Genomic DNA, 21,315 nt, shown 5'->3' on the forward strand with positions numbered 1-21,315 from the left:
TCTAGACCGCGGCCGTGCCGATGAGGCCGTTGCGGCTGACCAGCCCGGCCAGCCGGTCCTCGGCCATCCCGTCGGTGCCCTCCGGACGGCGCGGGACCACGAGGTACCGCGACTCCGCGCTGGCGTCCCACACCGTGATCCGCGTGGCCGCCGGCAGCTCCAGGCCGAACTCGCGCAGCACGCCGCGTGGGTCGCGGACCACGCGCGAGCGGTAGGCCTCGCTCTTGTACCAGCTCGGCGAGGGCCCGAGCAGGGCGATCGGGTAGCAGGAGCACAGCGTGCAGACGACGACGTTGTGCTCGTCGGCGGAGTTGGCGACCGCCTTGAGCCGCTGCTCCTGCAGACCCCCGCCCATCGAGAGCCCCAGTTCGCCGATCGCGGTGTTGGCGTCGGCGAGCAGCCGCTCCCGGAAGCCCGCGTCGGTCCACGCGCGGGCCACGATCCGGGCCCCGTTCAGCGGCGACCCGCCCGCCAGGAAGGCCTCGATGCGCGAGTCGATCTCGCCGGCGTCGAGCAGCCCGCGCTCCTCGAGCAGCGCCTCGACGTGCCGGACCCGCGCCGCGACCGGCGCGCTGCCGTGGTCCCCGCTCATGGCCGTCCCCTCCCGTGCCGTTCGACCGGTTCCAGGTAGCTCTCCCACAGCTCCACCGTGACGGCGTGGTCGCCCTCCCCGAACAGCTCCGCCGCGGGGAAGCGCACGTGGTAGACCGCCTGCGGCGGACCGCCGCGGCCGCGGGCGCGCTCGTCGGCGAGCGGGTGGTGGCCGGCCACCTGCACGACCTCGCCCACGGCGCCGCGGGCGTAGCGCGGCAGCCGGGTGTGCCCGGCCGGGTCGCGGCTGGACGTGCGCACCAGGTCGCCGGGGCAGAAGCGGTCGCTCATCCGGCCAGCTCCTCCGCTGTCGCGACACCCTTCTCGGCCAGCAGCGTGGTGATCGCGTGCAGCCAGCGCTCGTAGTAGGAGGCGGCGAGATAGGCCTGCGGCGGCATCCGCTCGATCGCGTCGCGGAACTCGTCGAGGTTGTAGACGCCGCGCCGCAGCAGCGCGCCGTTGAGCGCGAAGACGTGCGCCTCCCAGTCGGCGTGGAAGGGCGGCTCGTCGGGCTCCTCGACGACGGCGGGGAACCCCTGCAGACCGCCGACGTCGTTGATCCGGCTCACGGCTGCGCTTCGGCCTCGTCGGCGGCCAGGCCGGCGTGCACGTCGCGCAGCTCGCGCTTGAGGATCTTGCCGCTCGGGTTCTTGGGCAGCCCGTCGGCGAGGACGACGTACTTCGGCCGCTTGTACCCGGCCAGCCGGGCCTTGGCGTGCGCGTGCACGTCCTCGACGCTGATCGTCGCCCCCGCCTTGGGGACGACGACCGCGGTCACGGCCTCGACCCAGTACGGGTGGCTGATCCCGAAGACGGCGACCTCCGCGACGCCGTCGAGCTCGTAGATCGCCTCCTCGACCTCCCGGCTGGCCACGTTCTCGCCGCCGGTCTTGATCATGTCCTTCTTGCGGTCGACCACCGAGAGGTAGCCGTCCTCGGTCATGACCCCGAGGTCGCCGGAGTGGAACCAGCCGTCGCGGAAGGCCTCCGCGGTCTTCTCCTCGTTCGCGTAGTAGCCCAGCGCCGCGTGCGGGCTGCGGTGCACGATCTCGCCGATCTCCCCGGGCGGCACCGGGTGGCCGTCGTCGTCGACCAGCCGGGTCTCCACGTTGAGCGCGGCCCGCCCCGCCGAGCCGGCCCGCTCCAGCTGCTCGTGCGGCCGCAGGATCGTGGCCAGCGGCGACATCTCCGTCTGGCCGTAGAAGTTCCACAGCTGCACGTCGGGCAGCCGGCGCTGCAGCTCGCGCAGCACCTCCACCGGCATGGGGGAGGCGCCGTAGTAGCCCTTGCGCAGGCTGGAGAGGTCGGTGGCGTCGAAGTCGGGGTGGCGCAGCAGCGAGATCCACACCGTCGGCGGGCAGAACAGCTTGGTGACCTTCTCCCGCGCGATCGTCGCGAGCAGCGCCGCGGGGTCCGGCGCGGGCAGGATGATGCTGGTCGCGCCGAGGTAGACGTCGACGGAGAAGAAGCAGTCCAGCTGCGCGCAGTGGTACATCGGCAGCGCGTGCACCTCGACGTCGTCGACGCTCATCCCGCCGTCGACGATGCAGCTGACGTACTGGCTGACCAGCGAGCGGCTGGAGAGCATCACGCCCTTGGGCCGGGACTCGGTGCCCGAGGTGTACATCAGCCGCAGCGGGTCGTCGTCGGCGACGTCGACGTCCGGGGTGCTGGCATCGCCCTCGCGCCACCACGGGTCGACGTCCTCCCAGCCGGCGGACGGCGCCTCGCCGGCCAGCGCGATCCAGCCGCGCAGGCCGCCGGCGGCCGGCGCGGTGGCCAGCGCCTTCTCCGCCGTCGGCGCGAGGGCGTCCTCGGCCACGATCCCGCGCGCGCCCGAGTGCTGGAGGATGAAGGCGATCTCCTCCGGGCCGAGCATGAAGTTGACCGGGACGAGGACGACGCCGAGCTTGGCGGTGGCGAACGCCAGCACCGCGAACTGCCAGCAGTTGTGCGACAGCAGGGCCAGGCGGTCGCCCTTGGCGAAGCCGTGGTCGGCGAGGGCGTGCGCCGCCCGGTTCACGGCGGCGTCGAACTCTGCGTAGCTCACCCGCAGGTCCCCGGCGACGACGGCGAGCTTGTCCGGGTAGCGCCGCGCGGTGCGGTGCAGCAGGTCGCCGAGCGCGTGCTGCCGGGCGCGCTCGATCGCGGCCGTCGTGGCGGTGCTGAACATCGGTTCCATGGCGGCGTCGCCTCCGGATCGCATCGGATCTGCTCCGTCCGCCATCTTCACGGACCGGACGCCGGACCGACAGGGCGGGATCTCGACGGCGGCGGCCGCAGCCCGCAGGATGCGGGTCAGTGCAGTGCCGCACCCGAGGAGGACGTCGTCCGTGAGCGTGACCCAGCAGCCCGCCCCGACCGAAGCCCGCCCGCGCACCCGCCCCGGCCGCACGATCGACCGCGGGCTCGGCCGCCTGCTGAAGCTGCCGGAGGCGACCGGGGACTACACCGTGCGGCGCGCGCTGCGGGTGCCGATGCGCGACGGCGTCGAGCTGCTCGCCGACCACTACGCGCCCACCGGCCCGGCGCTGGGCACGCTGCTGGTGCGCGGCCCCTACGGCCGCGGCGGGCCGTTCCCGCTGCTGTTCGCCCGCATCTACGCCGAGCGCGGCTACCACGTCGTCCTGCAGAGCGTGCGCGGGACGTTCGGCTCCGGCGACGCCTTCGAGCCGATGCGGCACGAGGTGGACGACGGCGCCGACACCGTCGCGTGGCTGCGCGAGCAGCCGTGGTTCGGCGGCCGGTTCGCCACGGTCGGGCTGTCCTACCTCGGCTTCACCCAGTGGGCGCTGATGACGGACCCGCCGCCCGAGCTGGCCGCCGCGCTGGTCATGGTGGGCCCGCACGACTTCCACGAGAACGTGCACGGCGACGGCTCGTTCAAGCTCAACGACTTCCTCGGCTGGAGCCACGCGGTGGCCCACCAGGAGGAGGGCGGCGCCGTCCGGATCCTGGCGCGCCAGGCACTGGCCCCCCGGCGGCTGCGGCCGGCGCTGGCCGGCGTCCCGCTGGTCGAGGCCGGCGAGCGGCTGCTCGCCGGGGGCGCGCCCTGGTACCGCCACTGGGTCTCGATCTCCGACGGCGCCGACCCGTTCTGGGCGCCGATGCGGCTCGACGCCGCCCTGGAACGGGTGCAGGTGCCGGTGCTGCTCTTCGGCGGCTGGCAGGACCTGTTCCTCGAGCAGACCCTCGCCCAGTACCAGCGCCTGCACGAGCGCGGGGTCGACGTGGCGCTCACGGTCGGGCCCTGGACGCACAACGAGCTGCTGACCAAGGGGGCGGCGCTGACCACGCGGGAGACCCTCGACTGGCTGGCCGAGCACCTGGCCGGCACGGGCACCCGGCAGCGGCCCGCCCCGGTGCACCTGCACGTCACCGGGGTGGGCGAGTGGCGGTACCTGCCGTCGTGGCCGCCGCCCACGACCGAGCGGGTGCTGCACCTGCAGCCGGGCGGCGGCCTGGGCGACGACGAGCCGCCTGTGGACGCGCCGCCGTCGACGTTCACCTACGACCCCGCCGATCCCACGCCGACCGTCGGCGGGCGGCTGCTGGAGCGCGGCGGCTACCGCGACCAGAAGGAGCTCGAGGCGCGGGCCGACGTCCTCACCTTCACCGGCCCGGTGCTGCTCCAGCCGCTGGAGGTGGTCGGCGCCCCGGTCGTCGAACTGGTGCACACGACCGACAACCCGCACGCCGACCTGTTCGTGCGGCTGTGCGAGGTCGACGCGAAGGGACGGTCCCGCAACGTCAGCGAGGCCTTCCGCCGGCTCGACCCGCAGGCGGCGAGCGGCGTCGTCCGGCTCGAGCTCGACGCGTGCGCGCACCGCTTCGCCCCCGGCACCCGCCTGCGGCTGCAGGTGGCCGGCGGCTCCCACCCGCACTGGGCGCGCAACCTCGGCACCGGGGAGCACCCGGCCACCGGGAGCGCGATGAAGCCGTCGCACCGCACGATCGCACACGGCACCGGAGGCGTCTCGCGGCTGCTGCTGCCGGTGACGAGCGGATAGGGGACCGGCCATGCCCATCTACGACGTCAACAAGGACGCCGTCACCCAGGCGCGGAAGCTCATCGACGCCGGGACGTACGACGACACCACCGAGTGGTCGGAGGCCGCGCCGTCCACCGAGCAGGCCAACGAGGTGCTGGAGAAGAAGGGCTGGGACGAGTTCGCCCGCTGGCACCTGGCCGTCGACCCGGACGCCGGCGAGGAGACCAAGGGCCGCTACGCCTTTCCCTACGGCGACTTCCGGAAGGTGAACCGGGCGGCGCTCATCCACGCCAAGCAGCGGGCCAGCCAGAACGACCACGCCGCGATCGAGAAGGCGGCCGGCGAGCTGCTCGACCGGCTCGACGCGAAGCGCGGCTAGCCGGCCAGGACCCAGAAGTCCGGACCCCGCTCGGCCTCCAGCGCGGCCAGCTGCTCGCGGTGGATCTCCCGCACGCGGGCGGGGGTGATGGCCTCGGAGGGGTCGACCTCCTCGATCTGCAGGCTGGTCTTGTCCTCGTAGAGGTGCTCGCCGGCCAGCCGAGCGCGCTCGTCGTAGGGCCAGATGAAGGCCTGCCGGCTCGACACGTGGAAGAGGCCCTCCGGCGTCCCGACGTCGTAGCCGATGGCCTGCAGGTCCGCGCCGCGGGCGAGCTGGTGGAAGGTGATCTCGTCGGCCACGCCCCAGTCACCGACGGCCAGCCGGTCGTCGGAGTGCCAGAGGACGGCCTCGCCGACCGAGTTGTAGAAGGCGAGCACGCCCTCCTTGCCCTCGATCACCGCCGGGTTGGCGCCCCAGGTGACCCGGTAGACGGGGTGGTCGACCATCATGTCCGACGCGACGATCTTGTCGAACTCGCCGGCGCCCTCCAGGTGCACGTGCCGCCACCAGTTGAGCAGGATCGCGCGGTGCAGCGGATCGGTGGTGCGGTCCAGCAGCTCGGCGGTGGGCCGCATGCACTCGGACACGGCCTTCTCGAAACGGTTCACGACGGACCTCCCGGGGGGACGGCGCTGTCCCGGCCAGCCCAGCACGGGTCGCCGGCCGGCGCGAGCGCGCCTTCCGTCAGGCGGACGCCGGCTACGAGGCGTCGGCCTCCGTCGACGCGTCGGCGATCGGCGGCATGTCGGCCAGCAGCTCGGCGACCCGGTTGTGGAAGATCCGCCACGGCCGCTCGTTCTCGTGCACCAGGCCGGCGGACTCGCTGAGCAGGTCCGCCGCCCGGTCGATCAGCTCGGCCGTGCAGTGCAGCAGGTGCGGGAACCGCGCCTCCCCGGCGAGGTCCGCGCGCACCGACGCGGGGGTGAGGTCCATCCGGTCGAGGATGTCCGCCGCCCGCTGCAGCAGCCGCCCGACGACGGTGTTGAGCCCCGCGGCCTGCCAGTCGTTGGCGATGATCCGGTGCCGCTCGCCGATCAGGTCGGCCAGCGGCGCGATGTCGAGCAGCGCCAGGGCGGCGTCCCAGGACGTCTGCATCGCCGCGGCCATCCAGTCGCCGGTGGCCAGCGTCTCCTCGCCCCGGATCCGCAGCTCCCGCTGGATGTGCTCGAGCTCCGGCGGCACCCCCTGCCCCTCGAGGAACAGCACGCCGTCGAGCTCGACGGCGGTGCGGTCGTTGAGGTCCTCGGCCCCCTCGTACGGATTGCGGGACGGCGAGTGCGTCGGCATCGGCCGCGACCAGCGGTCGGCCAGCGCGTGCAGCGTGCGCGCGTGCCGCTGCAGCTCGATGGCCTGCTCGCGCGGGGCGGCGGCGTAGAACTTCTCGTGCTCGCGGTGGAACTCCGCGAGGTTCTCGACGGTGTGCAGCAACAGCGACAGGGGCTCGGCCGCGGGGGTCATGGACCATTCTCCACCCCGCCGGGCGGCACCGGCCAGGGCCGGATGTCCCTTTCCGGACGGTCCGGTCCGTTGCCGGCGCCGTGCCCGCAGCGGGCAGGATGCGGACCATGGCTGCGCGACCCCTGCCCTCCTCCGGCGTCCTCGGCTCCGCGGGCCGGGTGAGCGCGCCCGGCGACGCGGTGGTGCGCAGCGACGGTCTCCGGCTGGCCGGCGCGCCCCTGCCGGTGGTGGGGACGGCGCGCATCTACACCTGCGGCATCACGCCCTACGACGTCACCCACCTCGGACACGCGTCGACCTTCGTGTGGGCCGACGCCCTCGCCGCCGTCCTGCAGGCGGTCGGCGCCGAGGTCGTGAGCGCCCGCAACGTCACCGACGTCGACGACGTGCTGACCCGGGCCGCCGGCGCGCGCGGCCGGCACTACGACGAGTTCGCGCTCAACAACGAGTACCTCTTCGAGCAGGACATGGCCGCGCTGCGGGTGCACCGGCCGACGGTCGCCCCGCGGGCCCGGCACCACGTGGGGCACGTGCAGCAGCTGGCCGCGGCCCTGCTGGCCGGCGGCGCGGCCTACGAGCGGGACGGCGCGGTGTGGTTCCGCGGCGCCGGGGTCGCCGAGCGCGCCGGCCTGGACCGCGACCGGGCGCTGGAGCTGGCCGCGGCGTTCGGCGAGGACCCGGCCGACCCGCGCAAGGAGGACCCGCTCGACGTGCCGGTGTGGCGCCCGTCCGGCGAGACCGACCCGGCCTGGCCGAGCCCCTGGGGGTGGGGGCGCCCGGGCTGGCACGCCGAGTGCGCGGCGATGGCGGCCGCCACCCTGGGCCTGTCCGTCGACGTCCTCGTCGGCGGTGCCGACCTCGCCTTCCCGCACCACGCCTACCAGGCCGCGATGGTGGAGGCCGCGGTCGCGGTGGACCCGTTCGCGCGCCGCACCCTGCACGTCGGCACGGTGCGCAAGGACGGCGCCCCGATGGCCAAGTCGACCGGGAACCTCACCCTGGTCGCGGACCTGCTGCGCGAGCACGCGCCGGCCGCCGTCCGGCTGCTGCTGCTCGACCGGCGCTGGGACGCCGGGTGGGACTTCGAGCCGCGGCTGCTCACCGAGGCGGCCGGCCGGCTGGAGCGGCTCTACGGCGCCGCGGCGCGCAGCGGCGGCGAGGCCGCGGGCCAGGAGGCCGTCCTCGGCGCGCTGCTCGACGACCTCGACGTCCCCCGGGCCCTGGACCTCGCCGAGGAGGAGGGCGGCGCGGCCGCCCGGTGGCTGATCCGGGTCCTCGCGCTCGGCTGAGCGAGTTCATCCGTCCGGGCGACGCGCTCACGCACGGTGAGCACGGACGATGAGCGGACGCACTGCCGACGGGGATGGACGGTGATCGTGGACGCGCAGCGCCCAGCCGCGACTCGCAGCGCCGCGCTGCTCGTGCGCGTGTGGCTCGAGGACGGGCCCGACGCGTTCCGGGCCCGCCTGACCACCAGCGACACCTCGGACGGCGCAGCGGCCGAGGTGACCGTGGCCGTCGCCTCGGCGCCCGACGCCGTGGTGGACGCCGTCCGGGCCTGGCTCGACGACTTCCTGGCGGCCGGCACCTCCTGACCGCGACGTGGGGTGAGCGTCCCTGCGCCATCGGTGCTGGTCTGCCCGTGTCGGTGGCGGGCCGTGCGCGATTTGATTGACAGTGCGTTACGGCACTACCCAGGATCGCGCCGGCGACAGCCCGTGGGCGCGTCCGCATCACGAAGGGGGCGCTGCCGGAAGGGGGTGCCGGATGGACGCTCGCCAGAACATCCGCGTCTCGTTGCTGGATGGATTCACCATCCGGCTCGGCTGTCCCGGCCCGGCCGCCGACGTGGGCGAGCTGCCGCGCGGCGTGCAGCGGCTGGTCGCGTCGCTGTGCCTGGCGGGCCGGCCCGCGCGCACCGCGATCGCCGGCCAGCTGTGGCCGGACCTGTCCGAGCCGCACGCGCAGGGCAGCCTGCGCTCGGCGCTGTGGCGGCTGCACAAGACCGCGCCGGGACTGGTCGAGGCCTCCGGGGGCGCGCTGTGCCTCGCCCGGGGGGTGCGCGTCGACGTCCGCGAGTTCCGCGAGTGGGCCCGGCAGGTGCTCGACCCCCGCACCGACGTCACCGCCCTGCCCACCCCGCTGGACTGGGCGACCGGGGACCTGCTGCCGGGCTGGTACGACGACTGGGTCCTCTTCGAGCGCGAGCAGCTGCGCCAGCTGCGGATGCACGCCCTCGAGGTGCTCGCGCACAAGTTCGCCGCGGCGGGCCGGCACGCCGACGCGGTGCAGGCGGCCTACGCGGCGGTGCGGGTGGAGCCGCTGCGGGAGAGCGCCCACCGGGTCGTCATCCGCGTGCACATGGCGGAGGGCAACGTCACCGAGGCGGCCCGCGCCTACGAGAACTTCCGCAGCCTGCTCGCCGACGAGCTCGGCGTGCGCCCCACCGCGCAGATGGAGGACCTGGTCCGGCGCATCCCGCGGCGCGCCCGGGTCATGGGCCCGTCGGTCGCGGCGGGGGCGCGGTCCCGCTGACGACGGCGGCCGCGGCGGCGTCCAGGGCCGCGGCCGCGGCCCGCCACGACGTGCCGGCGGGGAAGTCGCCCAGGAGGACGACGACGCGGCCGTCGGCGAGCACGCCGGCGGAGTGCAGCTGACGCCGGCCGCCGACACAGCACATCCAGCCCTGCTTCGCGGCAACCGGACCGGCCGCCCCGGCGGCGGGGGAGAGCAGGCCGAAGAGCTGGTCGAAGCCGTCCGCGGCGCGCGGCGTGGTGCCCTGCAGCCAGCCGATCAGGGTGGCCGCCACCTCCTCGCCGTACACGTCGTCGAGCCGGCTGAGGAAGGTGGCGAGGTCGGCGGCGGTGGCGGTCGCCTCGCCCCACTGACCCACCCGCGCCGGCGGCGCGGTGCCGGTCAGGCCCAGCCGGGTCGCGGCCGCGGTGACCAGGGCCGCGCCGTCGTGGCGCACCCACAGCGTGCTCATCGCGCCGTCGTCCGAGGCGGTCGACGCCCGCGCCATCAGGTCCAGGTCGCCGGGGGCGAGGGCGAGCGCGCCGGTCTGCTGGCGCTCGAGCAGCTCGGCGACGACGAGGGGCTTGATCAGGGAGGCGGTGAGCAGCGGGCGGCCCGCGTCGGGACCGGCGAGCAGCTCGCGCTCGTAGGCGTCCTCCACCACGACCGCGATGGACCCGCCGGCCGCGGTGGCCGCCTCCTGCACCCGGGCCAGGACCGCGGCGTCGTCGACCGGGGCGGGCGGCGGCGGCAGCGGCCGGCGGTCCAGCCGGTCCGGGACGGCGGGCTCGATGTCGCCGGCCGGCGCCACCGCGCTCACCGCGGACATCGGGGAGGAGCTGTCCACGCACCCGAGCAGCACGATGCCGGCCAGCGAGCCGGCGAGCAGCGCGCAGACGCCTCGCCGAACCCGCCGGCCGGCGAGCCGGGGGCCGGGGGCCATGCCCTCAGGGTGCGCCCCCTGCTGGATGAGCCGTCAAGTAATTTCGCCTGTTCAGGCAGGCAATGGCGTCGGGGCGTACGCGAGGAGCCGCCATCCGGTCACCGTGCGTGTCCAGACGGCCAGCGCCAGGTTGTCGATCGTCTTCGCGGTGCCGCCGGCGTGGATGTCGGCGGTCATCCGGCCCACCACGATCGCGGTGTCGCCCACGACCTCCACGCGCTCCACCGGGTGGTCGACCCGGTGGTAGACGTAGTAGCCGCTGCGGATCTTCTCGAAGTACTCCGCCTTGGTGTCGCGGACGCCGCTGGAGTGCGCGTAGCTCACCTCGTCCGCGCACAGCTCGTCGAGCGTGGCGAGATCGGCGTCGAGCATCGCCTGGTAGCGGCGGTCCTCGGCGGCCAGCACGTCCTTGACGTCGATGTCGTCGGTCACGCCGGGGATCATGCCCCCACCGGGCGCAGCCAGGAGAAGTCCGCGGCGTCAGCCCCGGCGGATCGCGCGGGCGGCGGCGACCTGGCGCTTTGCGGTGACCAGCCAGGGGTCCAGCTGCGCGGGATCGTCCCACGCCCGGTCGATCAGGTAGAGGCCCTTGGTGGGCGCGGTCGCGCCGAGCTCGACCAGCACCGGCTTGAGCAGCAGCTCGGGGGCGAGCGCGTGCGTCGGGCCGCCGCCGAGCATCAGGGGGACGGCGACCACGCCGGCGAGGTCGCCCGTGCCGATCTGGTCGAGGAAGAGCTTGAGCAGGCCGGTGTAGGTGGCCTTGTAGGTGGGGCTGGCGACGACGGCGACCTCGGCCGCCCGGAGCGCGGCGACGGCGTCCTCGACCGCGTGGTCGCCCCAGCCGAGCAGGCCGGCGCCGAGCTCGACGACGTCGACGACGCGGTCCGGCGGCGCGCCGGTCAGCCGCTCGACGACCAGCTCGGCGGCCGCGCGGGTGCGGGAGTGCGGCTTGGGGTTGCCGACGACGGCGATCGTGCTCATGCCGACACCTTGGCAGCCTCGATGGGCACGGTGAGACCTCCGGGGGCGAGGGAACGCGACCAGTAAACGTCACCAAGCCGATGGAATTTGACGGGATGCCTGCCGGATGGCACCCTCGGCCTCGGTCACGAGTGCCAGCGCGAAGCCCCGGCTCGCTGGCCGGCAACCCTCCTCCGCGACGGGGTGCCCCGGGTGACGACCAGGCGGCCGCCGACCGGTGGTCGCAAGCGCGGACCCGCTCCCCGGGTCCCCGGCCCGTCTGGAGCGCCTGCATGTCCACCGCCGTCCTGTCCTGCCGCCCCGCCGTCGCCTCGGCGCCGCTGCTGCCGCTCGTCGGGTCGGAGACCCGCGTGCCACTGGCCCCCTCGGGCAGAGCGCGGTACGTCGACCTGGACGCCGCGGCCAGCTCGCGCGCGCTGGCCGTCGTCGCCGAGCGGGTGGCCGAGGCGCTGCCGCTCTACGCCAGCGTCCACCGCGGCGCCGGCTACCTGTCCCAGGTGTCGACGGCGCTGTACGAGTCCGCCCGGGAGACCATCGGCCGGTTCGTGGGCGCGCGCCCGGACGACGTCTGCGTCTTCACCCGGCACACCACCGACGCGGTCAACCTGCTGGCCGGCTGCGTGCCCGCCGACGGCGCCGTCCTGGTGCTGGACTGCGAGCACCACGCCGACCTGCTGCCGTGGCAGCGGCGCGGACCGGTCACCGTGCTGCCGACCGGGCCGACCGTGGTCGCGACGCTCCGGTCGATCGGCGACGAGCTGGCCCGCCGCCCGTACGCGCTGGTGGCGGTGACCGGTGCGTCCAACGTGACCGGTGAGTCCCTGCCGCTGGCCGAGGTGGTCGCGCTGGCCCACGCCGCCGGCGCGCGGGTGTTCGTGGACGGCGCGCAGCTGGTGCCGCACCGCCTCTTCTCGCTGGCCGCCTCGGGCGCCGACTACGTGGCCTTCTCCGGGCACAAGGCGTACGCGCCGTTCGGGACCGGCGCGCTGGTCGGCCGGCGGGACTGGCTGGACGACGGCCCGGCGTACCTCGCCGGCGGGGGAGCGGTGGCGTCGGTGACCGTCTCGTCGACGGAGTGGGCCGCGGCGCCGCACCGGCACGAGGGCGGCTCCCCCAACGTGCTGGGTGCCGTCGCGCTGGCGGCGGCGTGCGACGCGCTCGCCGCCCTGCCGGCCGGGGCCCTCGAGCGGCACGAGCGGGAGCTGCGCGGTCGGCTCGTGGAGGGGCTGTCCGCGCTGCCCGGCGTCCGCGTGCTGCGGATCTGGCCGGACTCGGCCGAGCCGACCGGGATCGTGTCGTTCACCGTCGAGGGCGCCGACCCCGGGCTGGTGGCCGCCGTCCTCTCCGCCGAGCACGGCATCGGGCTGCGCGACGGGCGGTTCTGCGCGCACCCGCTGCTCGCCCGGCTCGGCGTCCCGGACGGCGCGCTGCGGGCCAGCGTCGGCGTGGGCAGCACGGCTACCGACGTCGACCGGCTGCTGACCGCGCTGGCCGCGTTCCTGACCGACGGCCCGCGGGCGGCGTACGAGCAGGCGGGCGGGCGCTGGCGGCCGGTGGACGACCCGCGCCCGGCGTCCGGGGGGGCCCCGGCCGCGCTGCTGCGCGCCGCGGGCTGCCGTCCCGTCGGCTGAGGCCGGGCTCAGCCGCGGCCGATGTAGGGCATCGCCGTCGCGTGGACGGTCAGCTGCGCGACGTTGGCGTCGAGCGGCAGGCTGGCCATGTAGACGACGGCGCGGGCGACGTCCTCGACGGCCATCCGCGGCTCGGGGCGCACGCTGCCGTCGGCCTGCAGCACGCCGCCGGCCATCCGGTCCGTCATCGCGGTCGCCGCGTTGCCGACGTCGATCTGGCCGCAGGCGATGGAGTACGGCCGGCCGTCGAGCGCGGTCGACTTGGTGAGCCCGGTGACCGCGTGCTTCGTCGCCGTGTACGCCGCCGACATCGGGCGCGGGACCTGAGCGGAGATGGACCCGTTGTTGATGATCCGGCCGCCATGCGGCTGCTGTGCCCGCATGACGCGGAACGCCTCGCGCGTGCAGAGGAAGACGCCGGTGAGGTTGACGGCCACGACGTCCTGCCAGTCGGCGAGGGAGACGCCGTCGACGGGGACGGCGGGGCCGAACCGGCCGGCGTTGTTGACCAGCAGGTCGACCCGGCCGTGCGCGTCGACGGTGCCGTCGAACAGTGCCCGTACGGCGGCCTCGTCGGTCACGTCCGTGGGCACCGGGTGCAGGCGTCCGGCGGGGCCCCGGGCGGCCACGGCTTCCAGCGCCTCGAGGCGCCGGCCGGCTAGCACGACCCGCCACCCGTCGGCGGCGAGGGCCAGGGCGGTGGCCGCGCCGATGCCGCTGCCCGCGCCCGTCACGACCGCGACCGTGTCCCGCACGCCACCCTCCTCGCCGCCGGCGCCCATCGTGGCAGCGGCGCGGCCGTGGGGCAGGCTGGAGCCGTGATGGGTGCGGACGCGGCGAGCGCCTTCCTGATCGGCCGCCTGGCGCAGGAGGGCCGGCAGCCGCTCGCCGTCCTCCGGGCGTCGTCCGGGCCGCTGCCCGGCGTCACCGGCGTGCACGTCTTCGCCGTGGAGGGCGATCGGCTCTGGCTGGTGCAGCCCCGCCTGCTGGGCGAGCCGGCGATCGCGTCGGTGCCGCTGCGCGACGTCGGCGAGGTCACCCTGCGGACCGGTTCCGGGCGCAACGGCCGAGAGGTCGTCTCGCTGCGGCTCCGGCTGCCCGCCGGCTCCCTGACGTTCCGGGCCCTGGACGACGCGGCGACGTGCGCCCGGTTCGTCGACGCGCTGCGCGACGGAGGCGTCGCGGTGTGACATGGCTCACGCTCGCGCGTGTCGCCACGGGGTATGGACGGACGTGCCACATGGTGGTCGGGGTCACACCCGACCCCGACTCCCTCTGAACGACCGGAGAGACCACCGATGCTCGATCCGACCCTCACCACGACGCCCTGCGACGTCGGCTGCCACGTCCTGTGCTGCGAGGCCTGCCACTGCGGCTGCCACGACGGCGAGGACTGAACCGCGAACGGTGCGGTCGCGGCGCGCTCCCGGTTGGGGGGCGCGCCGCGACTTTCGCTCAGGGCCGGAAGGCGGCGGCGGTCATTCCGACGCGGGCAGGCCCGGCGGGTTGGTCTCGGCGGCGTCGATCGACTCGCTGGTCAGCCCCCAGCGCTCGAGCACCTTCTCGTAGCTGCCGTCGGCGATCACGCCGTTGAGCGCCTCGGTGATGGCGGGGGCGAGTCCGTTGCCCTTGGCCGTGGCGACGGCGATCTCCGCGGTGTCCGGCCAGCCGCCGTTGAACTGCCCGACCACCGTGAACTCATCGGGCGTGGTCGCGGCCTTGTAGGCGGCGGTGGCGTTCGGCCCGAAGGTCAGGTCGATCCGGCCGGACTGCAGGGCGAGGGTGGTGTCGGAGTCGTTCTGGTAGTACTGCACGTCCACCGGCTCGAGGCCCTTGGCCTGGTTCGCCTCGTCCCACTCGAGCAGGATCTTCTCCTGGTTGGTGCCCGAGCCGACCGCGATGCGCAGGCCGGCGACGTCCTCGGGCTTCTCGATCCTGATCTCGGAGCCGGCGGTGGCGAGGAAGCCGAGGGTGTCGACCCGGTAGGAGGAGAAGTCGAACAGCTGCTTGCGCTCCTCGGTCACGGTGACGTTGGAGATGGTCACGTCGACGTCGCCGGACCGGGTGGCCAGCGGCCAGTTCTCCCACGCCGTGGGCACGATCTCGAGTTCCAGGCCGAGCGCGTCGGCGATCAGCTGGGCGGTGTCGGGGTCGCTGCCGATGGCGGTGGCGTTGTCGTCGGCGTAGAAGGCGAGCGGCGCGCTGAAGGGCGTGGTCGCCACCTTCAGGACGCCGTCGTCGACGATGCCCTCCGGGAGCAGGTCGATGGCCTCCTGGTTCGGCTCGGTGTGGACGCGGTCCTGGTCCGGGCTGGTGTCGACGACGAGCGCGGAGGGGCCGGCTGCCTCCTCGGCGGCGGCGCTCTCGATGTCGCTCGAGCTGGTGCACGCCGTCAGCGCCAGCGCGGCGGCAGCGGCCAGGACGGCGACGAGAGGCCCTCGTCGGGTACGCGTGATCACGGTCGTTCTCTCCTCGGCTGGGGCGCGCGGGCGCGCGCCACTGACGGGCGGCGCGGGCTGCGCCGTCCGGGGATCGGGGGGCCTTCAGAGGACGCGGGCCAGGAAGGCCTTCGTCCGTTCGTGCTGCGGGTCGTCGAGCACCTGCTCGGGAGGGCCGGACTCGACGATCCGGCCGTCGTCCATGAACACGACCCGGTCGGCCGCCCGGCGGGCGAAGCCGATCTCGTGCGTGACCACGATCATCGTGGTGCCGCTGCGGGCCAGGTCCTCGATGACGCCGAGCACCTCGCCGACCAGCTCCGGGTCCAGCGCCGAGGTCGGCTCGTCGAACAGCAGGACCGACGGCTTCATCGCCAGCGCCCGCGCGATGGCGACCCGCTGCTGTTGGCCGCCGGAGAGCTGCCGGGGATAGGCCTTCTCGCGGCCGGCCAGCCCCACGCGGGCCAGGAGCTCGCGGGCCTCGGCCGCCACCTCGGCGCGGGCCCGGCCCTGCGCGGAGACCGGCGCCTCGACGACGTTGTCCAGCGCGCTGAGGTGCGGGAAGAGGTTGAAGGACTGGAAGACGAACCCGAAGCGGGTCCGCTGCCGCAGCACGTCCTTCTCCTGCAGCTCGTGCAACCGGTCGCCGTCCCGGTGCGCCTTGCGGCGGTAGCCGACCAGCTCGCCGTCCAGGGCGACGAAGCCGCGGTCGACCTTCTCCAGGTGGTTGATGCTGCGCAGCAGCGTCGACTTGCCCGAGCCGGACGGACCGAGGATCACCGTGACGGTGCCCGGCTCGACGACCAGGTCGACGCCGTGCAGCACCTCCACGCCGGCGTAGGACTTGTGCACCCCGTGCACCTCGACCCGCCCGGGCCGGGTCTGGACGGCGGTCATCGGGTGCCGCCCAGCGCCCGCACCCGGGTGAGGCCGGCGCCGAGGTTGCCCCGCAGCCGCTGCAGCGGCGTCGGGGGCAGCGTGCGGACCGCGCCGCGGGCGTAGTAGCGCTCCACGTAGTACTGGATCACCGTCACGACCGTGGTCAGGACGACGTACCAGACGGCGGCGACGACCAGCATCGGCAGCACCCGCTGGGTGCGGCCGTAGATGACGCTCACCGTGTAGAACAGCTCGCCGAGGGCCAGCACGTAGACGATCGAGGTGCCCTTGAACAGGCCGATCACCTCGTTGACCGCCGTCGGCACGATCGAGCGCATCGCCTGCGGCAGCACGATCCGGGTGGTCTGCCGGCGCCGCGGGATGCCCAGCGCCGCGGCCGCCTCCAGCTGCCCCTGGTCGACGGAGAGGATGCCGGCCCGCACGATCTCCGCCGAGTACGCCGCCTGGTGCAGGCCCAGGCCCAGGATCGCCGCGCCGAACTTGTCGATCAGCGAGAGCGTGTCGAAGGAGAAGAAGCTCGGCCCGAACGGGATGCCGACGTCGAGGCTCTGGTACAGGTAGGCGAGGTTGTACCAGAGCAGCAGCTGCAGGATCAGCGGCACCGACCGGAACACCCAGGTGTAGCCCCAGCTCACCGCCTGCAGCAGCGGCGAGCGGGACAGCCGCATGAGCGCCAGCACCGTGCCCAGCGCGAAGCCGAGGACGGCGGTGATCAGGGTCAGCTCGATCGTCGTCACGACGCCGTGCACGATCGAGCGCTCGGTGACGTAGGCGCCGACGATGTCCCACTCCCACTTCGGGTTGGTGACCAGCGAGTGGACCACCATCGCGAGCAGGACGGCGACGACCGCGGTGGCCACCCACCGGCCGGGGTGCCGGGCGGGCACCACACTGAGCCGGTCGAAGGGCGTGCCCGTGGGCGGCGCGACCACCTCGGGACGGACCTCGAGCGCGGTCATGCGAGGTCTCCCTGCGTCTCGGGTGCGAGGTGCTTCTCGAAGGCGTACAGGCGCTGGTCGACCGGCAGGGCGCGCAGCGTCTCGGAGTCGGTGGGGCGGGGGACGGCGGGGTCGAACAGCGGGGTCCAGCCGGCGGCGAGGTAGAGCGCCTTCGCCTCGGGCTGGCGCGGGCCGGTGGTCAGGTACATGCGCGTGTAGCCGCGGACGGCGGCCCGCCGCTCCAGCTCGGCGAGAACGTGGCGGCCCAGGCCGCGGCGGCGGTGCAGGGCAGAGGTCCACATCCGCTTGACCTCGGCGGTGCCGGGGTCGGCGTGCCGGCGGAAGGCGCCGCCGGCGACCGGGGCGCCGTCCTGCAGGAGCAGCACCAGCTCGCCGTCCGGGGGCAGGAACTCCTCGGCGGGGTAGCGGGTGAGCTCCTCGGCGGCGCCGCCGAACAGGTCGCCGTAGCGGGTGTCGTACTCGACGGTGAGCTCGGCGAACAGCGGCGCGGCGAGCGGGTCGTGCGGGTGGACCGGCACCACGTCGAGTGCGGGTTCGACTGCGGTCATGCGGGAACTCCAGGAGGACGGCGCGACGGAACCGCGCGGGCGGACGAGTGCCCGGGCGCAGCGGGGGGGAGCGGCGGAAGGCCGGTCAGCGGGGCGTCAGCGACAGAGGGCGCTGTCGGTGCGCAGCAGGTCGACGGCCGGGCGGCCGACCAGGTCGATGGAGACGTGCCGCACGCGCGGCGTGCCGTCCGGTCCCACGGGATGCTCCTCGGTCGTGTACTGCGGTTTGCGAGCGCCTCGCGCGTTCGCCAGGTCGTCACCCGGGGCACCCCGTCGCAGTGGAGGGTTGCCGGCCAGCGAGCCGGGGCTTGATGCTGGCGCTCAGGACCTGCCGGGACCATAGGCCCGACCCGGGATAGTCGTCAAACTCGATCGGTTTGATAGATATTGGGCCGGGGAACAGCCTGCCGTCTGCCCCGGCGGCACGAGCGGGAGAAGGGAGCAGCCCGTGCACCGGACCGTCCTGGCCTCGCGGCGGCACGTCGACCTGCTCCGCACCGCCAGCGCACAGTGTCGTGCTCCGCGATCCCTGCGCCGCAGCCGCCGCCACGACCCGGAGACCGTCCCCGCATGTCCGTTCCCGCCCGTCCCCGACTGAGCTCCCGCCCCCCGACGCTGTGCGTCGTCGGCGCCGGCCCGACCGCCATCGGCGTCCTCGAGCGGCTGGTCGCCAACGCGCCGGACCTCGCCGACGGCCGCCGGCTGCAGGTGCACCTGGTCGACCCGCACCCGCCCGGCGGCGGGCGCGTCTGGCGGGCCGAGCAGCCCTCGCTGCTCTGGGCGAACTCGCTGGTCGCCGACGTCACCGTCCTGCCGGACGCCTCGGTCGAGGTCGAGGGGCCCGTGGGAGAGGGGACGACGCTCTGGCAGTGGATCGAGCGGTTCGCCCGCGGCCGTCCGGACCACGACCCGGTCGGCGCCGAGGCCCGCCGGCTCGGACCGACGTCCTTCCCCTCCCGGCCGCTGGTCAACGCCTACCTCGGCTGGGCGCTGGACACCGTCGTCGACTCGGCCGGCCCGTGGGCCGACGTGCAGCTGCACGCGTCGTCGGCCGTCGACGTCCGCGTCACCGACATCGGCGCCACCGTCGTCCTCGCCGACGGGCCGGTGATCGAGGCCGACGTCGTCCTGCTGGCCCAGGGGCACCTCGACGCGCACCCGACCCCGGCCGAGCGGGCGGTGGCGCACCGGGCCGCCGAGGCCGGGCTGACCTACCTGCCGACCGGCTACACCGCCGACCTGGACCTCTCCCGGCTCGAGCCGGGGCAGGACGTGCTGGTCCGCGGCGCCGGCCTGGCGTTCGTCGACCTCATGGTGCTGCTCACCAGCGGGCGGGGCGGCACCTTCGCCCGGGACGACGACGGGCGGCTGGTGTACCGCCCCTCCGGTCGCGAGCCCCGGCTGCACGTCGGCTCGCGGCGCGGCGTCCCCTACCGGTCCAAGCTCGGGTACGTGTGGCCCGGCCCGCCCGTGCCCCAGCGGTTCTTCACCCCGGCCGCGGTCGACGAGCTCTTCGGCGACCGGCTGCTCGACCTGCGCGCGGACCTCGCCCCGGTGATCGCCCGCGAGCTCGGTTGGGCGCACTACACCGAGCTGTTCCGGGCCCACCCGCAGCGCACCGCGATGCCGTGGGAGGAGTTCGCCGAGCGCTACGCCGCGTCGCCCGATGCCACGGCGCTGGTCGCCGAGGCGGTGCCCGATCCACGCGACCGGTTCGACCTGGCCGCGCTCGACCGGCCGCTGGCCGGCCGGCGGTTCGACGGCGCCGACGCCCTGCAGGAGTGGCTCCGGGATCACGTCCGCGCCGACCTCGCCCGCGCCGCCGACCCGGCGTACAGCATGGACGCCGCCGTCTTCACGTCGCTGCTGTTCTGCCACGGCACCGTGGCCGCCCTCGTCGGCGCCGGGCGGCTGACCCCCCGCTCGGAGGCCGAGGACCTCGGCGGCTGGTGGATGAACCTGTTCAGCTACCTGGCCAGCGGCCCACCGGCACCGCGGCTGGAGGAGCTGCTCGCGCTGTCCGAAGCGGGACTCGTCCGGTTCCTCGGCGCCGACGTTCAGCTCAAGCTCGACGACGCCGCCGGGGTCTTCCGGGCCCGCTCGGCGTCGCACGACGAGGTCACGGAGGCCCGCGCGCTGGTGGAGGCCCGGCTGCCGGTGCCGGACGTGACCGGCACGCCCGATCCGCTGGTCACCCGCTTGCTGCTGCGCGGGACGGGCACGGAGAAGCTGCTCGCCGACCCGTCCGCCGGGGGCAGCCGGGGGACCGGCCGGCTGCATGTCGACGCCGAGCACCGGGTGGTCAGCGCGACGGGCACGCCGCAGCAGCGGCTCTTCGCTGCCGGCTACTGGACCTCGGGTGGCCAGGTCGCCGCGTTCGCCCGGCCGCGGACCAATGCCCCGTTCTTCCGCCAGAACGACGCGCTGGCCCGCACCCTCTGGCGCGGCCTGACCGCCGCCCCGGTCGCCGCGGTGGAGGTGGCCTGATGACGACGCCTCCCGGCAGCACCGCCGACGCCTTCCGCGAGGTGATGGCCGGCGTGCCCACGCCGGTCTCGGTGGTGACCACGCTTGTCGACGAGCGGCCGCACGGCACCACGGTCAGGGCGTTCACGTCGCTGTCGATGACGCCCCCGATGCTGCTGGTCTCCCTCGGCCGCCGGTCGGAGCGCGCGCAGCTGGTCGACGGCGGCGACCACGTCGTCGTCCTCGGGAACGTGGTGCGCGCGACCGCCGACGGCGGGCCGCCGCTGACCTACCACGCCCGCACCTTCGGCACCCACTCGGTCGTCCCGGCCGCCTGACCACGCTTGGAGATCCCGTGACCCACCTCCACCTCGCCGTCGCCCTCGACGGCGCCGGCTGGCACCCCGCCGCCTGGCGCGAGCCCGACGCCCGCCCGCGGGAGCTGTTCACCGCCGGCTACTGGGTCGACCTGGTCGGCGAGGCCCAGCGCGGCCTGCTCGACTTCGTCACGCTCGAGGACGACCTGGCGCTGCAGTCCACCGACCGCACCGGCGACGACGCGCGCACCGACCGGGTCCGCGGCCGGCTCGACGCCGTCCAGGTCGCCGCCCGGGTCGCGCCGCTGACCGAGGGCATCGGGCTCGTGCCGACCGCCGTCGTCACGCACACCGAGCCGTTCCACGTGTCCAAGGCGATCGCCACGCTGGACTACGTGAGCACCGGCCGGGCGGGCGTCCGGGTCAAGGTGGCGTCGTCCCCGCACGTGGCCGCCCACTTCGGCCGGCGCGACCCGTCGGAGTTCGACCTGCGGGGGCTGTTCGACGAGGCTGCCGACTGGGTCGAGGTGGTGCGCCGGCTCTGGGACAGCTGGGAGGACGACGCCGAGATCCGCGACGTCGCCACCGGGCGCTTCGTCGACCGGGAGAAGCTGCACTACATCGACTTCGCCGGCCGCTACTTCTCGGTGAAGGGGCCGTCGATCACGCCGCGGCCACCGCAGGGGCAGCCGCTGGTGACCGCGCTGGCCCACCAGTCGATCCCGTACGAGCTGGTCGGCCGCAGCGCCGACGTCGGGTTCGTGACGCCGCGCGCCGCGGCCGACGTGGGCCCGATCCTGGACGAGATCCGAGCCGCGCAGACCGCGGCCGGCCGGTCCGAGGAGACCGTGCACGTCTTCGGCGACGTCGTGGTGTTCCTGGACGACGACGCCACGACGGCGACCGCCCGGCGGGCACGGCTCGACGAGACCGCCGGCGAGGAGTACCGCAGCGACGCGCTCGTCTTCGCCGGGTCGCCGGCCGAGCTCGCGGACCTGCTCGTGTCGTGGGCCGAGGCCGGGCTGACCGGCTTCCGGCTGCGGCCGGCGACCCTGCCGCACGACCTGCGGCAGATCACCTCCGGTCTGGTGCCCGAGCTGCAGCGGCGGGGGCTGTTCCGCACCGCCTACGAGGCCACCACCCTGCGCGGGCTGCTCGGCCTGCCCCGCCCCGCCAACCGATACGCGACCGTCTGAGG

Annotated in this window: 25 protein-coding genes and 2 riboswitches; of the genes, 11 read left to right on the forward strand and 14 right to left on the reverse strand. The window is 74.9% G+C overall.

The window, feature by feature from the left end:
* Window position 1: 1 nt before the first annotated feature.
* From ACWIYF_RS12085 to ACWIYF_RS12100, 4 genes are read right to left on the reverse strand one after another with little or no spacing between them, the layout of a single operon-like run.
* Window positions 2–592 (reverse strand): nitrile hydratase subunit alpha, encoded by a 591-nt coding sequence (locus ACWIYF_RS12085; protein WP_448628377.1) that lies wholly within the window; start codon window positions 590–592, stop codon window positions 2–4.
* Complete coding sequence (locus ACWIYF_RS12090; RefSeq protein WP_448628378.1) at window positions 589–882, reverse strand: SH3-like domain-containing protein; 294 nt, start codon at window positions 880–882, stop codon at window positions 589–591. Before ACWIYF_RS12090 ends, ACWIYF_RS12085 begins: the two co-directional genes overlap by 4 nt.
* Window positions 879–1,160, reverse strand: coding sequence for a hypothetical protein (locus ACWIYF_RS12095; protein ID WP_448628379.1), 282 nt, complete (start codon window positions 1,158–1,160; stop codon window positions 879–881). Before ACWIYF_RS12095 ends, ACWIYF_RS12090 begins: the two co-directional genes overlap by 4 nt.
* Window positions 1,157–2,764 (reverse strand): acyl-CoA synthetase, encoded by a 1,608-nt coding sequence (locus ACWIYF_RS12100; protein WP_448628380.1) that lies wholly within the window; start codon window positions 2,762–2,764, stop codon window positions 1,157–1,159. Before ACWIYF_RS12100 ends, ACWIYF_RS12095 begins: the two co-directional genes overlap by 4 nt.
* A gap of 160 nt (window positions 2,765–2,924) precedes the next feature.
* On the opposite strand from ACWIYF_RS12100, the gene ACWIYF_RS12105 reads away from it, so the two are divergent.
* A complete protein-coding gene (locus ACWIYF_RS12105) occupies window positions 2,925–4,601 on the forward strand; it encodes a CocE/NonD family hydrolase (protein WP_448628381.1) in 1,677 nt (558 codons plus the stop codon).
* A gap of 10 nt (window positions 4,602–4,611) precedes the next feature.
* On the forward strand, window positions 4,612–4,962 hold the full coding sequence (locus ACWIYF_RS12110; RefSeq protein ID WP_448628382.1) for a hypothetical protein: 351 nt from the start codon (window positions 4,612–4,614) through the stop codon (window positions 4,960–4,962).
* On the opposite strand, the gene ACWIYF_RS12115 is transcribed toward ACWIYF_RS12110, so the two are convergent.
* Window positions 4,959–5,570: a hypothetical protein gene (locus tag ACWIYF_RS12115; RefSeq protein WP_448628383.1), complete on the reverse strand. Its 612-nt coding sequence runs from the start codon at window positions 5,568–5,570 to the stop codon at window positions 4,959–4,961. The genes ACWIYF_RS12110 and ACWIYF_RS12115 overlap by 4 nt on opposite strands.
* 91 nt (window positions 5,571–5,661) lie before the next feature.
* Complete coding sequence (locus tag ACWIYF_RS12120) at window positions 5,662–6,420, reverse strand: hypothetical protein (RefSeq protein WP_448628384.1); 759 nt, start codon at window positions 6,418–6,420, stop codon at window positions 5,662–5,664.
* 107 nt (window positions 6,421–6,527) lie between these two features.
* Between ACWIYF_RS12120 and ACWIYF_RS12125 the strand changes: the two genes are divergently transcribed.
* From ACWIYF_RS12125 to ACWIYF_RS12135, 3 genes are all read left to right on the forward strand, one after another.
* Window positions 6,528–7,709 (forward strand): cysteine--tRNA ligase, encoded by a 1,182-nt coding sequence (locus ACWIYF_RS12125; RefSeq protein ID WP_448628385.1) that lies wholly within the window; start codon window positions 6,528–6,530, stop codon window positions 7,707–7,709.
* Window positions 7,710–7,790: 81 nt separating this feature from the next.
* Entirely contained in the window at window positions 7,791–8,015 is a 225-nt protein-coding gene (locus tag ACWIYF_RS12130) for a hypothetical protein (RefSeq protein WP_448628386.1), read from the forward strand.
* A 172-nt stretch (window positions 8,016–8,187) separates the two neighbouring features.
* On the forward strand, window positions 8,188–8,955 hold the full coding sequence (locus ACWIYF_RS12135) for an AfsR/SARP family transcriptional regulator (RefSeq protein ID WP_448628387.1): 768 nt from the start codon (window positions 8,188–8,190) through the stop codon (window positions 8,953–8,955).
* On the opposite strand, the gene ACWIYF_RS12140 is transcribed toward ACWIYF_RS12135, so the two are convergent.
* Genes ACWIYF_RS12140 through ACWIYF_RS12150 form a run of 3 tightly spaced genes read right to left on the reverse strand, consistent with a single transcriptional unit; the run spans window position 8,915 to window position 10,858 of the window.
* Complete coding sequence (locus tag ACWIYF_RS12140; RefSeq protein ID WP_448628388.1) at window positions 8,915–9,877, reverse strand: LppW family protein; 963 nt, start codon at window positions 9,875–9,877, stop codon at window positions 8,915–8,917. The genes ACWIYF_RS12135 and ACWIYF_RS12140 overlap by 41 nt on opposite strands.
* A gap of 51 nt (window positions 9,878–9,928) precedes the next feature.
* Entirely contained in the window at window positions 9,929–10,309 is a 381-nt protein-coding gene (locus ACWIYF_RS12145; RefSeq protein WP_448628389.1) for a nuclear transport factor 2 family protein, read from the reverse strand.
* A gap of 48 nt (window positions 10,310–10,357) precedes the next feature.
* Window positions 10,358–10,858, reverse strand: coding sequence for an NADPH-dependent FMN reductase (locus ACWIYF_RS12150; protein WP_448628390.1), 501 nt, complete (start codon window positions 10,856–10,858; stop codon window positions 10,358–10,360).
* 123 nt (window positions 10,859–10,981) lie between these two features.
* Window positions 10,982–11,094, forward strand: a riboswitch (SAM riboswitch).
* A 36-nt stretch (window positions 11,095–11,130) separates the two neighbouring features.
* Here ACWIYF_RS12150 and ACWIYF_RS12155 point away from each other — a divergent pair.
* Complete coding sequence (locus tag ACWIYF_RS12155; protein WP_448628391.1) at window positions 11,131–12,489, forward strand: aminotransferase class V-fold PLP-dependent enzyme; 1,359 nt, start codon at window positions 11,131–11,133, stop codon at window positions 12,487–12,489.
* A gap of 8 nt (window positions 12,490–12,497) precedes the next feature.
* Here ACWIYF_RS12155 and ACWIYF_RS12160 read toward each other — a convergent pair whose 3' ends face one another.
* The gene (locus tag ACWIYF_RS12160; protein WP_448628392.1) at window positions 12,498–13,244 is read right to left on the reverse strand and encodes an SDR family oxidoreductase; all 747 of its coding nucleotides are present in this window, start codon (window positions 13,242–13,244) and stop codon (window positions 12,498–12,500) included.
* A gap of 66 nt (window positions 13,245–13,310) precedes the next feature.
* Between ACWIYF_RS12160 and ACWIYF_RS12165 the strand changes: the two genes are divergently transcribed.
* Window positions 13,311–13,679 carry a hypothetical protein gene (locus ACWIYF_RS12165; protein WP_448628393.1) on the forward strand — a complete coding sequence of 123 codons (369 nt, stop codon included), beginning with the start codon at window positions 13,311–13,313 and terminating at the stop codon, window positions 13,677–13,679.
* Window positions 13,680–13,967: 288 nt separating this feature from the next.
* On the opposite strand, the gene ACWIYF_RS12170 is transcribed toward ACWIYF_RS12165, so the two are convergent.
* From ACWIYF_RS12170 to ACWIYF_RS12185, 4 genes are all read right to left on the reverse strand, one after another.
* Window positions 13,968–14,948 (reverse strand): ABC transporter substrate-binding protein, encoded by a 981-nt coding sequence (locus ACWIYF_RS12170; protein ID WP_448628394.1) that lies wholly within the window; start codon window positions 14,946–14,948, stop codon window positions 13,968–13,970.
* 84 nt (window positions 14,949–15,032) lie between these two features.
* Window positions 15,033–15,824, reverse strand: coding sequence for an amino acid ABC transporter ATP-binding protein (locus ACWIYF_RS12175; protein ID WP_448628395.1), 792 nt, complete (start codon window positions 15,822–15,824; stop codon window positions 15,033–15,035).
* Window positions 15,821–16,786, reverse strand: coding sequence for an amino acid ABC transporter permease (locus ACWIYF_RS12180; protein WP_448628396.1), 966 nt, complete (start codon window positions 16,784–16,786; stop codon window positions 15,821–15,823). The genes ACWIYF_RS12175 and ACWIYF_RS12180 overlap by 4 nt, the downstream gene beginning before the upstream one ends.
* Window positions 16,783–17,334: a GNAT family N-acetyltransferase gene (locus ACWIYF_RS12185; protein WP_448628397.1), complete on the reverse strand. Its 552-nt coding sequence runs from the start codon at window positions 17,332–17,334 to the stop codon at window positions 16,783–16,785. The genes ACWIYF_RS12180 and ACWIYF_RS12185 overlap by 4 nt, the downstream gene beginning before the upstream one ends.
* A 217-nt stretch (window positions 17,335–17,551) precedes the next feature.
* Window positions 17,552–17,663, reverse strand: a riboswitch (SAM riboswitch).
* A gap of 119 nt (window positions 17,664–17,782) precedes the next feature.
* Here ACWIYF_RS12185 and ACWIYF_RS12190 point away from each other — a divergent pair.
* The 4 genes from ACWIYF_RS12190 to ACWIYF_RS12205 are packed head-to-tail and all read left to right on the forward strand — an operon-like array spanning window position 17,783 to window position 21,313.
* On the forward strand, window positions 17,783–17,932 hold the full coding sequence (locus tag ACWIYF_RS12190; protein ID WP_448628398.1) for a putative leader peptide: 150 nt from the start codon (window positions 17,783–17,785) through the stop codon (window positions 17,930–17,932).
* Window positions 17,905–19,821, forward strand: coding sequence for an FAD/NAD(P)-binding protein (locus ACWIYF_RS12195; RefSeq protein ID WP_448628399.1), 1,917 nt, complete (start codon window positions 17,905–17,907; stop codon window positions 19,819–19,821). Before ACWIYF_RS12190 ends, ACWIYF_RS12195 begins: the two co-directional genes overlap by 28 nt.
* On the forward strand, window positions 19,821–20,138 hold the full coding sequence (locus ACWIYF_RS12200; protein ID WP_448628400.1) for a flavin reductase: 318 nt from the start codon (window positions 19,821–19,823) through the stop codon (window positions 20,136–20,138). The genes ACWIYF_RS12195 and ACWIYF_RS12200 overlap by 1 nt, the downstream gene beginning before the upstream one ends.
* A 17-nt stretch (window positions 20,139–20,155) precedes the next feature.
* The gene (locus ACWIYF_RS12205; RefSeq protein WP_448628401.1) at window positions 20,156–21,313 is read left to right on the forward strand and encodes an LLM class flavin-dependent oxidoreductase; all 1,158 of its coding nucleotides are present in this window, start codon (window positions 20,156–20,158) and stop codon (window positions 21,311–21,313) included.
* The last annotated feature ends 2 nt before the right edge of the window (window positions 21,314–21,315 follow it).

Source organism: Geodermatophilus sp. URMC 64 (genome assembly GCF_053502555.1).